Raw genomic sequence first — 17,036 nt, 5'->3', positions numbered from 1 at the left:
AAATGAAAATATTTTTCATTTTTATACATGAAAAAGAAGGACAAGCATAAAAAATGCTTGTCCTTCGAGTTAAATTTAAGAATTAATATACCTTATCGCCGTTGAAAATAGAGTTTTTCACGACTACATAATCTACAGTACGAATTGCGTCTAATTTTGTTCCACCAGCGTAAGAGATAGAAGATTGAAGATCTTGTTCCATTTCGATTAAAGTGTCTTCTAAAGAACCTTTATGCTCAACGAACATTTTCTTACCTTCAACGTTTTTCTTCTCACCTTTTTGGAATTCAGAAGCTGAACCGAAGTACTCTTTATAAAGTTTGCCATCCTTTTCGATTGTTTCCCCTGGAGACTCTTCATGACCAGCGAATAGAGAACCGACCATAACCATAGTTGCTCCAAATCGAATGGATTTAGCTACGTCGCCATGTGTACGAATACCACCATCAGCAATAATTGGCTTACTTGCAGCTTTTGCACACCAGCGAAGTGCAGCTAGCTGCCAACCACCAGTTCCAAAGCCTGTTTTAATTTTAGTAATACAAACTTTACCGGGTCCAATACCAACTTTTGTTGCGTCAGCACCAGCGTTTTCTAATTCTCTTACCGCTTCTGGAGTTCCAACGTTTCCAGCGATAACGAAGCTTTCTGGTAAATGTTTTTTAATATGTTGAATCATGTTGATCACAGCATTAGAGTGACCATGCGCGATATCGATTGTAATGTATTCAGGTGAAAGTTGCTCAGCAGCTAATTGTTGTACGAATTCGTACTCGTCTTCTTTAACACCAACGCTGATTGAAGCAATTAATCCACGTGATTGCATATCTCTAATGAATGAAATTCGTTTCTCTGGTTGAAAACGATGCATGATGTAGAAGTAATTATTTTCAGCTAAATAAGTTGCGATTCTTTCATCAATAATCGTTTGCATATTTGCAGGTACGACAGGTAATTTAAATTTATGTTTTCCTAAAGTGACAGTTGTATCACATTCGGATCGGCTATTTACAATACATTTTGCAGGAATTAATTGAATATCTTCATAGTCAAATACGTTTTCCATCATTTACACCCCTAAAATACGAATATTTTATTTAATTTCTTTGAAAATGTTCGTCCAAAAGATAATTTACATTATTTTCACTAATAAGTCAAAGGTTTTAATGTTTATATTAAAAAATTAAGTTTATTTAGGTTTGTTATAGGTTGATATCGTCACAATTTGTTTTAATATATCGGAATTTAATATAAAATTATGTGTGGTAAATAAAAAATTAAATATGTAAATTTAGGAGGGGTGTTAATGAACCGATTAGTGTATATGGATTGGTTGCGTGTATTAGCGACAATTGCAGTCGTTACAATTCATGTTGCTGCTGGCTATGTTTCCATGTTAGATGCAAATAACGTGTCGCGCTGGATGGCTGGTAACCTTTTTGAATCAATTTCACGTGCCAGTGTTCCAATTTTTGTGATGATTAGTGGTGCTTTATTATTAAAGGGAACGAAAGACATTTCTATTGGTGATTTTATACGGAAGCGTGCAAGTAAGGTAATTATACCTTTTGTAGCTTGGAGTGCTTTATTTTACTTATACGGGGCTTATGCGGGATATTTCCCACGTTCGATAAAGCAGGGGATAAAGTATTTTCTAACAGATAGTATTGGTGGACATTTATGGTTCATGTACATGATTGTAGGGATATACTTAATTACACCTTTACTGAAAATTTTTGTGAAGAATGCTCAAAAGAGGGAGATAGAGTATTTTTTAATTTTATGGCTATATGCATCTGTTGTGGTTAATTTAGCAAAATATTATTACCCTATTAACTTTAATATTGAATTATTTTATGTTACGAATTATGTAGGATATTTTCTACTTGGTTATTATTTATCAAATTATGATATTGTGAAAAAATGGAGGATTATCGCTTACGTCGGAGGAATCGTAGGATTTAGTACTACATTCTTTATTACATATTACTATACAGTCCAAGCAAATGGACAATTGGACCAGTTTTGGTATGGATACTTTGCTCCAGGTGTTGTACTTATGACAATTGGCTTATTTATATTCTTTAAATATTATTTCCAAAATTCGGAAAGAAAATTACCATTTTTATTACGCGGTATAAATCAAACGAGCCTTGGTATTTATATCCTTCACTTTTTCTTATTAAATAACTATCTGTACAGGGTCTTTCCAAAGGTAAATGAACATGTACATGCAATATTGGCGATACCTATTAATGTGATGATCACAATTGTCCTTAGTATGGTAATCACTTTAGTGTTGCAAAGAATACCGGTTGTAAAAAAATTAGTCCCATAAAGTGAAACTTTAATCAGTGAGGGTTTTGTTCATCCCCCCACTGATTATTAGCCTTCACCAATCGGGCGTTTACTGCCCACAAATAGCGGGATAGAAATGAATATAGTTTAGAAGGGCAGACTTATTATTAAGGCTGCCTTTTATTATTTAAGAATTATACTTAGATAAATTAAAAACATTGGTGTAATATAGTATCTTAGTATAACTCGACGTGAGATATGGAAAATAGGGTTATTTAAATATAAAATTCAAATGAGGTTAATATATGAATAAAAAAAGCTTTAGTAATTATGCATTAAGTAAAGAAATAATACGAGCACTTACTGGTTTAGGATATGAACATCCAACGGAAGTACAAGGAGAGGTTATTCCAGTTGCCTTGCAAAAGAAAGACCTTGTCGTGAAATCACAGACTGGAAGTGGAAAAACCGCTTCATTTGGCATACCACTTTGTGAAATGGTGGAGTGGGAAGAGAATAAGCCACAAGCCTTAGTTTTAACACCGACGAGAGAGCTTGCGGTGCAAGTAAAAGAAGATATTACGAATATAGGCCGCTTCAAAAGAATTAAGGCCGCTGCAGTTTATGGTAAATCTCCATTTGCACGTCAAAAATTAGAGTTAAAGCAAAAAACACATATTGTAGTTGGGACTCCTGGCCGTGTGTTAGATCATATTGAAAAAGGCACTCTTTCTTTAGACCGTTTGAAGTACTTAGTTATTGATGAAGCAGATGAAATGCTAAATATGGGTTTTATCGATCAAGTAGAGGCAATTATTGACGAATTACCTAAAAAACGAATGACAATGCTATTTTCAGCAACACTTCCAGAAGATGTTGAAAAGTTATCTCGTAAGTATATGGGCTCTCCAACTCATATTGAAATCAAGGCTGCCGGGATTACAACAGATAAAATTGAACATACACTTTTTGAGACGAGAGAAGAGGAGAAGCTTTCACTTCTTAAAGATGTAACAACGATTGAGAATCCCGATAGTTGTATTATTTTTTGCCGTACGCAAGAAAATGTAGATCACGTATTTCAACAGTTAAAGCGGGTTAACTATCCTTGTGACAAAATACATGGTGGTATGGTACAAGAAGATCGTTTTGAAGTTATGGACGATTTTAGAAAAGGAAAGTTCCGTTATTTAGTAGCGACAGACGTAGCTGCTAGAGGAATTGATATTGATAATATTACACATGTTATTAACTATGATATTCCATTAGAAAAAGAAAGTTATGTACATCGTACGGGAAGAACGGGACGAGCTGGTAATAATGGGAAAGCTATTACATTCATGACGCCGTATGAAAATAGATTTTTAGAAGAGATTGAGGAGTACATTGGCTTTGAAATTCCAAAGGCACTTGCACCTTCAAAAGAAGAAGTTATGAAAGGGAAAGCAGTATTTGAGGAAAAGATACATGCTAAACCAATTATAAAGAAAGATAAAAATGCAGATCTAAACAAAGGAATTATGAAATTGTACTTTAATGGCGGGAAGAAAAAGAAAATTAGGGCGGTAGATTTCGTCGGTACAATTGCTAAAATTAAAGGTGTTACAGCAGAAGATATAGGAATTATTACAATACAAGACAATGTTTCTTACGTTGAAATATTAAATGGAAAAGGACCACTTGTTTTAAAAATCATGAAAAACACAACGATTAAAGGGAAACAATTAAAGGTTCATGAAGCAATTAAGTAAACAAAAAACTATCCACCTCTAACAGGTGGATAGTTTTTTGTTTAAGTTTCTTTGAGGTCATCAACTAGTTTCTCTGCTAAACGTCTATACATATTACTCATAGTCACGAAGGATGTTAGTAATAAAAACTTTTCTAGCTTTGGATCTTCTAAGGAAGAAACCTCGTTTACTTCCTTAACACGGTTATTCACGTCTTGCTTAAAGCTTTCCACATTGGTGTCAGTAAGAGAAAGGTAATCTTTATATAGAGTATTTAATTCGAATGTAGCATCGTTTATTAACGGTGCATTTATATTTTCTAAGGAGTTTTTTATATCATTAATGGAAAGAGCTCCTTTTAATTGATAAATTAAGCTGATTAAAATCATATGTTCTTTTGAATACTTTTTATTTTTGATAGGGATGAATAATTTCCCTTTTGCGTAATTGTTAATCATTGTTTTTGTTAATACTTTTTCATCATTAGTTCTCGTTGTATCCGCATAAGTATTCTCAAATAGTTGGACAACTTGGTCTACATATAAGTCGACATTTGGGATATCCTCAAGTTTAATACTTTTTTCTAAATGTAATGATTCAAGTAATTTATTTATATTTTCCACGTAGAACCCCTCACTTTTATAACTTAGTGGAACTTAATGTTTAGTATATCTTTAAATATGGTATTACGAAACAAATGAATTGTAAATGTTGACCCGTGCGAATAATGTGTATATAATTACATGTAGTTATGAAAACTACATGTAATTATATGAGGGGTGTTTATATGAATGCTTATGTAAGAGAACCAGTTAATGCATTTACTCACTTAGGAGGAGCTGTATTATCATTTATTGCATTATTAGCTATGCTTGTGAAGGTTTCTGTTAAGATGCCATCTGTTGCTGCAATTACAGCCGTTATTTTATTTGGTATCGGGATGATGGTCCTTTATATGGCGTCAGCTGTGTATCATAGTGTTGTAGCCAGTGAACGTGTTATTTATTTCTTTAGGAAACTAGATCATTCTATGATTTTTATATTAATTGCAGGTACATATGCACCCTTTTGCTTAATTACATTAGACTCGGCAAATGGTTTACTATTATTTTGTTTAGTTTATGCAACTGCGATTTTGGGTATTGTTTTTAAAATGTTTTGGTTTAATTGTCCAAGATGGTTATCGACAGCAATTTATCTTCTGATGGGTTGGTTAATTGTTCTATTCTTTGCACCGCTAGCTGAGAATTTAAGTACAGGAGGTATTATTTTCTTAGTACTTGGAGGCATTTTTTATACAATTGGTGGGTTTATTTACGGTGCGAAGCCAAAATGGTTGGAGTTTAAATATATGGGACACCATGAAATTTTTCATGTTTTTGTATTGTTAGGTAGTCTTGCGCATTTTCTAAGTGTATATTGTTACGTAATTTAACAAACCGGAACGTCCGAATAGCTTTTACTAAAATTTTTGAGTAATAAAAAATGATATAGACAAATATAGATGTTGAAGAGCTACATAACTTAAAGGTTATGTAGCTTTTTTTATATAAAAAAGAAAATTTAAAATATTTAGAATTTAAATCTTGGAATATGATAGGATAGATGTGTATTGAGATTTTATAATTGATGATAAGTGGGGGACTATATATATGGCGATACTTATAACGGGTGGAGCAGGATATATTGGTAGTCATACGTGTATAGAATTATTAAATAATAATTATAAAATTATAGTCGTAGATAATCTTTCAAATAGTTCAATAGAGTCTTTAAACCGAGTAAAAGAAATAACAGGGAAACAATTTAAATTTTATAATGAAAGTATTTTAAATCGTGAAAAAATGAATGAGATTTTTTTGGAAAATAACATTGAAGCAGTTATTCATTTTGCTGGCTTCAAAGCAGTTGGGGAATCTACTACAATTCCGCTTACATATTATTATAATAATATTATAAGTACGATCATATTATGTGATGTAATGCAAAAGCATAATGTGAAAAAATTTATTTTTAGTTCGTCTGCAACTGTATATGGAATTCCAAAAACATCACCAATTACGGAAGAATTTCCATTAAGCGTGACAAATCCATACGGGCAAACAAAGTTAATGATAGAGCAAATTATGCGTGATGTTGCAAAAGCTGATGGTGAATGGAGTATCGCGTTACTTCGTTATTTCAACCCATTTGGGGCGCATCAAAGTGGCCGTATCGGAGAAGATCCAAATGGGATTCCGAATAATTTAATGCCATATGTAACACAAGTAGCGGTAGGGAAATTAAAGGAATTAAATATATTTGGAAATGACTATCCAACAAGGGACGGGACAGGTGTCCGTGATTATATTCACGTTGTTGACCTTGCAAAAGGACATGTAAAGGCACTTGAGAAAGTACTTGAAACTACAGGAATAGATGCATATAACCTTGGCACAGGGAAAGGGTATAGTGTATTGGAGATGGTTAATGCTTTTGAGAAGGTCTCGGGCAAAAAAATACCTTATAAAATTATCGGGCGTCGTCCTGGGGACGTAGCGATATGTTTTGCTGATGTATCTAAAGCGAAGCGAGAATTAGGATGGGAAGCAGAATATGGATTAGAAGAGATGTGTATAGATTCGTGGAGATGGCAGGTAGATAATAAAAATGGCTATCAAATGATTTAAGGAGGATACTTTGTTTTTATTGTATTTATGTATAATAAAGGAGCCAAAGGTCAGTAATAGTTTTCGTTGAGGAAAAGAAAATTATTACTGACCAAAGCATTTTAATAGGAATTTAGTCTATTGAAGGCTTTATAAATTGGTGATTTGGAAAGAGAAATTAATGAATTCGAATAAGTTGTTTATGGTATACGGTATTACCTTCTTGGCTTGCGTATGGCGGGATGCTTCGTCCAAAACAATTTGCAATAATATTGGAGTGGCCAGGATCAGAAATACGAATTTCATATAAGTGAATAGAGTCATCTAAATCAGCATAAAAAACTGCTAAGTGATTACCTTGTAAAAGATATGGAAATGCTACTTCCGCATTTTCACCAATTAGTATAGGTAATTTTACAGGATTAGAATAGTTAGACCAATCCCAAACCTCTATACTTACATAGTGTGCGTAAAATGCATCTAAATTTACAATGTTTACTACTGCTGAAACTGTTGCAGGCTCTCTTGTTAATACACCTGTGGAGTGAAGAACAGATTGATTTGGATAATGAAGAGGCATAAATATCAAACCTTCCTTAAAATGATATGATTGTACAATATTTTATGCTAGAAATTAATAGAATGAGATAGGGGAAATGCATCATCCTACTAATTTTTCATAGAAATAAAAAACGTAATATTGAAAAGAATTCCAATACTTGTATCATGGTTAGAGTACGTTTATAATCAAGGAATCCTATTTAATGTTCTGATAGGGTTATTTATTATTGAAAGCGTTTTAAATCTGTTCTTTTTTAAGGTAGGAAGTCTGACTTATTCAGGTTAAAAATTATGTATGTAGTTTTAAATAGGAAGAAAAATAATAAAGTGAAACTTTGATCAGTGGGGGTTTTGTTCATCCCCCACTGATCATTAGTTGAACCAATCGGGCTTTTACGGGCAGTTGATCTCCCACCGAACTTCTTTGCTCCAGCTGAATTTTGAGGTGGGAGTTTTACTGCCCGTTAATGCGGGATAAAGGATCACTTTATATTGTGGGGAGGTTAAAAGTGTGAAAGGGAAAGACTTTCACACGAATATATATGGGTTATGTAGGATTATTACTTTCAGGTGCAGCTTTATTTTTAAATAGTCTTGTTATATTGGGCAAAGTAGAGATGAAAAGTGCAGGTGTCTTTAATTTATTTGTGGGGGCATTACAAATTATCATTCCGTTCTATTTGATTATGATTTCTGATCAAAGTAATTGGACGGTATATTCGTATGCAGCTACTTTTTTATTTGGTTTAACTTATTTATATGTAGGCGTTACTTTTATTAAAGGAATGGATAGTAGTGGACTAGGCTGGTTCTGTATTTGGGTAGCAATTATTGCTTTATTCTATATGGTTGTTTCATTTGTTCAATTCCACGATGTTGTTAATGCGTTAACATGGTTTATGTGGGCATTACTTTGGTATTTATTCTTTGTGTTAAATGCACAAAAAAAGAATATCAATCAATATCTTGGCAGAATTGCTTTTGTACAATCATGGGTAACATTGACGTTGCCTTCACTCTTTTATTTTATGGGAGTATGGGGAGAGGGATTCGTATATGAACTATGGGTTTATGTATCAGTAATTTCTATTTTCTATTGCTGCTATTGTATTTTTAAATATCGAGTACGTTAAAGTATCGTATGTAAGAAAGCATGGAATCTTTATAATGATTCCATGCTTTTTATTTATATTCAAGTTTATAATTAAGGTAGTAACTTACAATATTCAATTTTATAAAACAGGGGATGATGAATTTGAAAAAGGTATTGGTACTAGGGGGAACAAGGTTTTTTGGTAAACATTTAGTCGAAGTACTGTTACAAGCTGGACACGATGTAACGATTGCTACGAGGGGAGTTACTGAAGATTCTTTCGGTAGTGCGGTAAAAAGATTGATTGTCGATAGAGAAGATGAAGAGCTACTAAAAGAGCGTCTAGAAGATAAAAGTTATGATATCGTATACGATAATTTATGCTATAGCTCGAATACAGCGAAGATAGTATGTGAAGTGTTAAAAGGAAAAACGAAGAAATACATTATGACATCTTCAATGGCTGTCTATGAGCCTGCGCTAGGCCTGTTAGAAGAAAACTTCAATCCGTACGAGTATACAATTACGTATGGAGGTAGGAATGATTTCAATTATAGTGAAGGTAAGCGATTAGCTGAGGCAGTTTTATTTCAACATGCAACATTCCCAGTCGTTGCAGTGCGTTTTCCAGTTGTTATTGGAGAAAATGATTATACGAAAAGATTACAATTTTACGTTGAACATGTTATGAAACAAGAGCCTATCTTTGTGGATCATGTAGATGGAAAGTTGTCATTTATACATGAAAAAGAAGCAGGAGAGTTTTTAGCATGGTGCGGAATGGAAAATATAGAAGGTCCAATTAATGCTTGTAGTAACGGAGTGATTTCCATGGAAGAAGTTATTCGTTTCATAGAAGACAACAGTGGGACAAAAGCTCTTATTCAAGAAGCGGGAGAGAATATAGCACCTTATAATGAAATAATTAATTGTACGTTACATAATAGAAAAGCTCGCGAATTAAGATTTCCGTTCCGAGAATTAAATACAGAAATCAAAAATGTGTTACAGCATTACATAAATATACTGAAATAATCATAAATCCCCCGGTGGCAATCCAGGGGATTCTGGAGGATTTCAACAATACTAGTTTTACATCACCAAATTTACCTTACATGCATGATGAATACTAATGTATCACACCAATATATGGATCTAGTTCATCATAGTCATATGAAAGGTTGGGAAATTGAAATGAATACGTGAAATTACCTCCTTTCTACCCGAAAAGTTGACCTAGGTAAAAATATTTTCCTTAAGTCAAAAATACACTTGTTTTTTTTGGAAGTCAACAAAAAATATAAAAATTTTCTGAAAAATATTACGATAAAAGTAACACTTTTGATTTCGTTTGTGACTCTTATCCTTTTTGCTTATACTGTAAAGTAGTAGTGTCTTGTTGAGATAGAAGGAGATTGTTTATGAGCAAAACGAAACAATTAATAGAGGAAGCAAGTAATTTTATTACCGTTTGCTATAAGGAACTTAATAAAGAGAAATTAATAAAAGAGCGTATGAACGAAATTTTAATAGAGATAGAAAAGACTGGAACGTATGAGCATACATTTGAAGAGCTTGTTCATGGATCACGAATGGCATGGCGTAATAGTAATAGATGCATTGGGAGATTATTTTGGAGTAAGATGCACATATTAGATGCGCGTGAAGTAAATGATGAAGAAGGTGTATATAATGCATTAATTCATCATATTAAATATGCGACGAATGATGGGAAAGTTAAACCGACAATTACGATTTTTAAGCAATATCAAGGTGAAGAGAATAATATACGACTTTATAATCATCAATTAATTCGATATGCAGGATACAAAACGGAAATGGGAGTGATTGGTGACTCACACTCTGCCGCATTTACTGATTTATGTCAAGGTCTTGGGTGGCAAGGAGAAGGTACACATTTTGACGTATTACCGCTTGTATTTTCTGTTGATGGAAAGGATCCTGTATATAAAGAAATTCCTAAAAAAGAAGTGAAAGAGGTACCAATTGAACATCCAGAGTACCCAATTTCATCACTAGAAGTAAAATGGTATGGGGTACCGATGATTTCAGACATGCGTTTAGAAATTGGTGGTATTTCTTATACAGCAGCCCCGTTTAATGGATGGTATATGGGGACTGAAATTGGTGCTCGTAATTTAGCGGATCATGACCGTTATAATTTGCTTCCAGCAGTTGCAGAGATGATGAATTTAGATACTTCTAGAAATAGTACGTTATGGAAAGACAAAGCGTTAATTGAGTTAAATATAGCTGTTTTACATTCTTTCAAAAAACAAGGGGTTAGCATTGTAGATCACCATACTGCCGCCCAGCAATTTCAGCAGTTTGAGAAGCAAGAAGTTGCTTGTGGACGGGTTGTAACTGGCAACTGGGTATGGTTAATTCCTCCGTTATCACCTGCTGCAACTCATATTTATCATAAACCGTATCCAAATGACATTATATCTCCTAATTTCTTCCGTAAGTAGTTTGTAATATAAAGGTATCAATCGTGAAATTTAAATTTTTTTTAATTCCTATTAGATAGCAGTTGGAAGCCTTTACTTCTAGCTCTTTTAGCACGCCCTTTTTTGAAACGGCCATTTCCTTGTGTTATAATCAAATTTCTGTTTCGAAGACCTTATAGAAATATAAGGTCTTTTGTTTTGCGTTTTTATGTAAGAGGAATAGAATATTCTTTTAAAATAAAGGATTTAGCATATTTTTAGGGACAACATAAGTGTGTGAAATCACTAAAACATTATACTTATATAATTATTGTGTGTGGAATATAAACAATAAAACATAATAAAGTTGTTTTTTTAGATTGCTGAGGAAGGAGGAAGTGTAAATGAGGATGAAGAGTCAAAAAACGGATTGGCCTGTATTTCTTATTAGCGGTGGCTCACTTTTATTATTTGTAATTGCAGTTATTTTAAATAAAAGTTATGTAGAGGGAGTCATTAATAGCAGTTTTGCAGCTTCAATTAAATATTTTGGTGCCTTTTGGCAGGTTTTATTAATTGGTACATTTATTGTTGCAATGTGCATGGCGTTCTCGAAATATGGAAGAGTTAAACTTGGGGGATTAGAAAAACCTGAGATTAGTACGGCAAAATGGCTTGCTATTATTATGTCTACATTACTTGCCGGAGGTGGCGTTTTTTGGGCAGCGGCAGAGCCAATGTACCATTTGATGACGGTACCACCAATACATGAAGGTATATCTGCTGGAACGAAAGAAGCAGTCATGCCTGCTTTAGCACAAAGTTATATGCACTGGGGTTTCTTAGCATGGACGATTTTAGGGACAATTAGTGCGGTAGTTATGATGTACGGACATTATCATAAAGGTATGCCGTTAAAACCTCGAACGCTTTTATATCCTATTTTTGGGGAGAAATTGCGAAAGAGTTGGCTTGGAACGATGATTGATGTATTTGCAATTATTGCGGTAGCAGCAGGAACAATTGGTCCAATTGGATTTTTAGGACTACAAGCAAGTTACGGATTACAAGCATTGTTTGGAATTCCTGATGTGTTTACTACTCAATTAGCAATTATTATTTGTGTAGTAGCTGTTTCTACTATATCTGCAGTAACAGGAATTAATAAAGGTATTCAAATTATAAGTGATTTAAATGTTAAGTTAGCGATTTTATTGATGGTATTTGTGTTACTCTGTGGACCAGGTGGATTTATTATTGATGCATTTGTTTCTTCGTTTGGATTTTATATAAATGAGTTTATTTCAATAAGCACATATCGCGGCGATGCAGGTTGGTTAGGATCTTGGACAATCTTCTTTTGGGGATGGTTTATTGGGTATGGACCGATGATGGCAATTTTAGTGAGTCGAATTTCAAGAGGACGAACGATTCGAGAAATCATCGTTGCAATTGGAATTATCGCACCTATTATTACAACGTTTTGGTTTACTATACTGGGTGGATCTGGTGTGTTTTATGAATTAATGAAGCCAGGCTCTATCTCGGTGGCATTAAGTGAATCTGGTATGCCTGCGGCTATGATTGCAATTACGCAACAATTACCACTTTCTAATATTATCGGACCAGCATTTCTTTTATTAACAATTTTATTTGTAGTGACAACAGGAGATTCAATGGCCTATTCCATTTCAATGGCAGTGACTGGAGATGGAGATCCTAGAATTAGCTTGCGAATTTTTTGGTCGCTTATTATGGGCGCAGTTGCAGCAATTCTTTTATATATGGGTGAGGGAAGTATTAATGCACTACAATCCTTTATTGTAGTGACGGCTGTTCCTGTATCAATTCTATTATTCCCGATGCTGTGGCTAGCACCTAAAGTTGCAGGTGAATTAGCATTAAAGCAAGGAATTGTAGAAGAAAAAGATAAAACAGCTTTCTTATTCCAGAAAGCTAGTAAATCAAAGTAAATAATAAACAAACATTGAAAAGAGGAAGCATCTTAAGTGAGATGCTTCCTCTTTTATGCTTAATCTAACACTTTTCCCTTTGTTTCGGGTACACATAATAGCATCGTAATCAATCCGATTGGATAGATAATAAAAATTAGGGACAACGCTCCAAGTAGATTGCCGCCCGTAGCGAGTAATCCAATAATAACCGGTCCAAATCCAGCTAACCCACGCCCTGTGCCAAAAATAAAGTTTTCTGCCGTAGAGCGAGCTTCAGCAGGATAATTTTCAGCTAAAATCGCTCCGAATCCTCCCATCATTCCATTTGCAAAGAATCCAAGTAGGGCACTTCCCCATAACAATGATGTCGCATCTGTGAATAGGAAGAAGTAAATGAGGCAGTATATAGTACCGCCAATATAATATAATGAAAATGTTTTGCGGCGGCCAATTTTATCGGCTAGAATACCAAAGGTTGCAATTCCAATTAGCATACCAATAGTAGAAATGAACATCCAACCGCTTGCTTTTGCTAATGTATAGTTATATTTATTCGCTAAAATAGTTGGCATCCATGTGAAAATTCCATAGTATCCGAAGTTCTGGATAAATGACATGATAATAAGACCAATTGTTGTTATTGTTACTTTTTTACTTGCAAATAACTTTCGAAGTGGGAACTTTTTCATTTGTTTTAGTTGTTCTGCTTCAGTAGTCGTTAAATTACCTTCATCTTCTTTTTGTAACAATTCCTTTTTGTAGCGTTGTTTTTGTTCCCATATTTTCGGTTCACTTAAACTTTTACGTACATAGACAGCTAGTAAAGCTGGAATTAGTCCAAATAAGAAAACAGCTCTCCATCCAAAATGCGGGACGATAAATGCTGGAAGGAGTGAAGCAACCAGGACGCCAAATTGCCAGCCAAGTGCAACAACTGATGTCGCTTTAGCGCGCATTTCTTTAGACCATGTTTCTGTTACGATGGCCATTCCAATCCCGAATTCACCACCAACGCCCATCCCAACTAAAAAGCGAAGAATTAATAATTGCCAATAATCTGTTGCGAAATAAATAAGTGCGGTTGCTAGTGAAAATAGTAAGATTGTAAAGGCCATTGTACGAATACGACCGAATAAATCAGCAATAAATCCGAATAAATAGGAACCAATTAACATCCCAATTGTTGTGGCTAATGTTAAGTTCCCTCCCTCGACAGGGCTAAGGTGAAATTCTTTTAGAATGTAGACAAGTACGAAAGATAAGAGCAACATATCTAATCCTTCTGCTGCATATCCTAGCGCAGAACCAAATAATGTTTTATATCTTTTTTCTTTCGTCTCCTCTGTTGTTGGTTGTACATCAGTAGTAATGTTCATTATTACTCCTCCTAATTTTCTTCTACAGTCGCTATGGAAGAATAACAAAAGGCCTTCTCACCTGATATGATGAGAAGGCCAAAAAGCATACGTAGCCCCCTTATAAGAGAACATACGTATATTATATTCCGACTTCCTTCTCAACCTCACGGGGTTGGGTTAAAGGACTGTATTATATTACTTTATTTTTAGCACTCTTCTACTAGATTGTCAAATAAAGGGGCGATTGTTATGTGTAAAATATTTCAAAAAGCATTTCATTCTTCTTGACGCACGCTTCATTATTTTCCCATAATAAAACTAACTAATATAAAAAGGAATGAATCACAGATGCTAAATTTAGTACTTATGATGATTGAACGCGTCGGACTTATTGTTATTTTAGGATTTTTACTTTCTCATATTAAAACGTTCCGGCGTCTTCTTCATAAGCAAGACGGATATGTAGATAAGTTTAAGCTTATTTGTATTTTTTCAGTGTTTACAATTGTGAGCAATTACACAGGGATTGAAATAGCAGGAAATACTATTATGAATGAAAATTGGTTACAGGGTGTTTCATCATCCAGCACAATTGCGAATACACGAATTATGGGTGTGGGAATTAGTGGGTTGCTAGGTGGTCCTATCGTCGGAATTGGAGTAGGTTCTATTGCGGGTATTCATCGTTATATGCTTGGCGGGACCACGGCAGTAAGTTGTGCAATCTCATCAATTTTGGCTGGGATTATAACAGGTTATATTGGATACATCTTCAAAAAATATAACCGTACTATTACACCTAAATTTTCTGCGGTTTTAAGTGTTTTTATCGTTACTTTAGAAATGCTTATGATTCTATTAATTATAGAAGATGGACTTAGTGTTGTGAAAACAATTGCGCTACCGATGATTCTTGTAAATAGTTTTGGCAGTTTTATTTTACTTTCGATGATACTAGCTATTTTACGACAAGAAGAAAACGCAAAAGCTTTACAAACGCATAAAGTATTACGAATTGCTGATAAGACGTTACCATATTTCCGCCAAGGGTTAACGGAAGAGTCTTGTAAACATGTGGCACAAATTATTCACCGCTTTACAGGAACAGATGCGGTATCCTTAACAGATACAGAGAAAATCTTAGCTCACGTTGGATTAGCATCAGATCATCATATTCCTTCACACAGTTTAATAACAGGTTTATCAAAAGAAGTATTAAAAACAGGGGAAATAATGAAGGCGAAATCACGTGAGATTATTAATTGTCAACATGAAGGGTGTCCATTACAAGCGGCAGTTGTTATTCCATTAACTTCACATGGAAATACGATAGGAACATTAAAACTTTATTTTAAAAACTCTAATCAATTAAGTCGTGTTGAAGAAGAGTTAGCGGAAGGGCTAGCGAAAATATTCTCCACACAGCTTGAGCTAGGTGAAGCTGAGTTACAAAGTAAGTTATTGCAAGATGCCGAAATAAAAGCGCTGCAAGCACAAATCAATCCGCATTTTTTATTTAATGCAATTAATACAGTATCAGCTTTATGCCGAACAGATGTAGAGAAGGCGAGAAAATTATTATTGCAGCTTAGCGTTTATTTTCGTTGTAATTTGCAAGGGGCACGACAATTGCTTATTCCATTAGAACAAGAGTTGAATCATGTACATGCATATTTATCGTTAGAGCAAGCGAGATTTCCGAATAAGTATGAAGTGAAGATGTACATTGAAGAGGCGCTAAAGGTGACTTTAGTTCCACCATTTGTGCTTCAGTTGTTGGTTGAAAATGCATTGCGCCATGCTTTTCCGAAAAAGCAGCCAGTGTGCCAAGTCGAGGTACATGTGTTTGAAAAAGAAGGAATGGTTCACTTTGAAGTGAAGGATAATGGACAAGGGATTGAGATTGAACGTCTAGAGCAATTAGGAAAAATGGTAGTTCCATCAAAGAAAGGGACTGGAACAGCTTTATATAATATTAATGAACGACTTATCGGGTTATTTGGGAAAGAGACAATGCTTCAAATTGAAAGTGAATTGGAGCAAGGGACAAAGATCCTCTTTGTAATTCCGAAAAAAGTAGAGGAGGAAAAACGGAGTGTTAAAAGTATTAGTAGTTGATGATGAAATGTTAGCACGGGATGAATTGAAATATTTATTAGAGCAAACAAAAGAAGTAGAGATAATTGGTGAGGCGGATTGTGTAGAGGATGCATTAGAAGAATTAATGAAAAACAAACCAGATATTGTTTTTTTAGATATTCAGTTATCTGATGATAACGGATTTGAAATCGCAAATATATTAAAGAAAATGAAAAATCCACCTTCAATTGTGTTTGCTACTGCATATGATCAATATGCGCTGCAAGCATTTGAAGTAGATGCATTAGATTACATTTTAAAGCCATTTGATGAAGAACGTATCGTACAGACATTAAAGAAATATAAAAAACAAAAGCAAATAAAATTAGAAACAAAGCAAGATGTAAAAAGTATAGATGTAACGACCGAAATGCATAAATTAGCATTACCGATTGAGGAATCAATTGTACTTGTTAACATTGAAGATATTATTTATGTAGGGCTTGTAGATGGGAAAGTAACTGTAAAAACAATGAAGGAAACATATGTAACACATGATACGCTCGTCATTTTGGAAAAGAAATTACCACAAACAATTTTTATGCGTGTTCATCGTAGTTTCGTTGCTAATATTAATCATATTTCTGAGATACAGCCGTGGTTTAATTCGACTTATAACTTAATTATGAAAGAGGGATCCAAGGTCCCGGTTAGCCGTACATATGCAAAAGAACTTAAAAAGCTGCTTCGTATTTAAGAAGCAGCTTTTGTATTTCGCCGTATGATTATTGTAATTGGCTGTATATATTTGACACTTTGTTATGTAAACGCTTACTTAGATGTTTATATCCTATAAAATAAAGG

The 17,036-nt window shown here is 34.2% G+C and carries 14 protein-coding genes; 10 read left to right on the top strand and 4 right to left on the bottom strand.

Features of this window, described 5'->3' with window-relative positions; genetic code table 11:
- Positions 1 to 82: 82 nt before the first annotated feature.
- On the bottom strand, positions 83 to 1,066 hold the full coding sequence (gene guaC, locus JTF23_RS21910; protein ID WP_002068771.1) for a GMP reductase: 984 nt from the start codon (positions 1,064 to 1,066) through the stop codon (positions 83 to 85).
- A 240-nt stretch (positions 1,067 to 1,306) separates the two neighbouring features.
- On the opposite strand from guaC, the gene JTF23_RS21905 reads away from it, so the two are divergent.
- Positions 1,307 to 2,338: an acyltransferase gene (locus tag JTF23_RS21905; protein WP_204209707.1), complete on the top strand. Its 1,032-nt coding sequence runs from the start codon at positions 1,307 to 1,309 to the stop codon at positions 2,336 to 2,338.
- 265 nt (positions 2,339 to 2,603) lie between these two features.
- On the top strand, positions 2,604 to 4,049 hold the full coding sequence (locus JTF23_RS21900) for a DEAD/DEAH box helicase (protein WP_016106790.1): 1,446 nt from the start codon (positions 2,604 to 2,606) through the stop codon (positions 4,047 to 4,049).
- Between the two features lie 41 nt (positions 4,050 to 4,090).
- Here the strand turns inward: JTF23_RS21900 and JTF23_RS21895 are convergent, their stop codons facing one another.
- Positions 4,091 to 4,651 carry a DUF1836 domain-containing protein gene (locus JTF23_RS21895; protein WP_204209705.1) on the bottom strand — a complete coding sequence of 187 codons (561 nt, stop codon included), beginning with the start codon at positions 4,649 to 4,651 and terminating at the stop codon, positions 4,091 to 4,093.
- Positions 4,652 to 4,815: 164 nt separating this feature from the next.
- On the opposite strand from JTF23_RS21895, the gene trhA reads away from it, so the two are divergent.
- Both trhA and galE read left to right on the top strand, forming a co-directional pair.
- Positions 4,816 to 5,463 (top strand): PAQR family membrane homeostasis protein TrhA, encoded by a 648-nt coding sequence (trhA, locus tag JTF23_RS21890; RefSeq protein ID WP_204209703.1) that lies wholly within the window; start codon positions 4,816 to 4,818, stop codon positions 5,461 to 5,463.
- 217 nt (positions 5,464 to 5,680) lie between these two features.
- The gene (gene galE, locus JTF23_RS21885) at positions 5,681 to 6,697 is read left to right on the top strand and encodes a UDP-glucose 4-epimerase GalE (protein WP_204209701.1); all 1,017 of its coding nucleotides are present in this window, start codon (positions 5,681 to 5,683) and stop codon (positions 6,695 to 6,697) included.
- Positions 6,698 to 6,854: 157 nt separating this feature from the next.
- Here galE and JTF23_RS21880 read toward each other — a convergent pair whose 3' ends face one another.
- On the bottom strand, positions 6,855 to 7,256 hold the full coding sequence (locus JTF23_RS21880; protein ID WP_204209699.1) for a hypothetical protein: 402 nt from the start codon (positions 7,254 to 7,256) through the stop codon (positions 6,855 to 6,857).
- A 523-nt stretch (positions 7,257 to 7,779) separates the two neighbouring features.
- Here JTF23_RS21880 and JTF23_RS21875 point away from each other — a divergent pair.
- From JTF23_RS21875 to JTF23_RS21860, 4 genes are all read left to right on the top strand, one after another.
- Complete coding sequence (locus JTF23_RS21875) at positions 7,780 to 8,370, top strand: AmiS/UreI family transporter (protein ID WP_002159682.1); 591 nt, start codon at positions 7,780 to 7,782, stop codon at positions 8,368 to 8,370.
- Positions 8,371 to 8,486: 116 nt separating this feature from the next.
- Positions 8,487 to 9,365, top strand: coding sequence for an NAD-dependent epimerase/dehydratase family protein (locus JTF23_RS21870; RefSeq protein ID WP_204209697.1), 879 nt, complete (start codon positions 8,487 to 8,489; stop codon positions 9,363 to 9,365).
- Positions 9,366 to 9,751: 386 nt separating this feature from the next.
- Complete coding sequence (locus JTF23_RS21865; RefSeq protein ID WP_204209695.1) at positions 9,752 to 10,822, top strand: nitric oxide synthase oxygenase; 1,071 nt, start codon at positions 9,752 to 9,754, stop codon at positions 10,820 to 10,822.
- Positions 10,823 to 11,184: 362 nt separating this feature from the next.
- The gene (locus JTF23_RS21860) at positions 11,185 to 12,753 is read left to right on the top strand and encodes a BCCT family transporter (RefSeq protein WP_204209693.1); all 1,569 of its coding nucleotides are present in this window, start codon (positions 11,185 to 11,187) and stop codon (positions 12,751 to 12,753) included.
- Between the two features lie 59 nt (positions 12,754 to 12,812).
- Here the strand turns inward: JTF23_RS21860 and JTF23_RS21855 are convergent, their stop codons facing one another.
- Positions 12,813 to 14,111 carry an MFS transporter gene (locus JTF23_RS21855; RefSeq protein ID WP_016106785.1) on the bottom strand — a complete coding sequence of 433 codons (1,299 nt, stop codon included), beginning with the start codon at positions 14,109 to 14,111 and terminating at the stop codon, positions 12,813 to 12,815.
- A gap of 330 nt (positions 14,112 to 14,441) precedes the next feature.
- On the opposite strand from JTF23_RS21855, the gene lytS reads away from it, so the two are divergent.
- Both lytS and JTF23_RS21845 read left to right on the top strand, forming a co-directional pair.
- Positions 14,442 to 16,211, top strand: a complete 1,770-nt coding sequence (gene lytS / locus JTF23_RS21850) for a two-component system sensor histidine kinase LytS (RefSeq protein ID WP_002113187.1) — start codon at positions 14,442 to 14,444, stop codon at positions 16,209 to 16,211.
- Positions 16,189 to 16,929: a LytR/AlgR family response regulator transcription factor gene (locus JTF23_RS21845; protein ID WP_002159687.1), complete on the top strand. Its 741-nt coding sequence runs from the start codon at positions 16,189 to 16,191 to the stop codon at positions 16,927 to 16,929. The genes lytS and JTF23_RS21845 overlap by 23 nt, the downstream gene beginning before the upstream one ends.
- The last annotated feature ends 107 nt before the right edge of the window (positions 16,930 to 17,036 follow it).

This window comes from Bacillus sp. RIT 809 (assembly GCF_016892495.1).
GTDB classification, from domain to species: Bacteria; Bacillota; Bacilli; order Bacillales; family Bacillaceae_G; genus Bacillus_A; species Bacillus_A cereus_U.
Note: the sequence above shows the minus strand (reverse complement) of the source record. Positions and strands in the feature narration are given on the sequence as shown.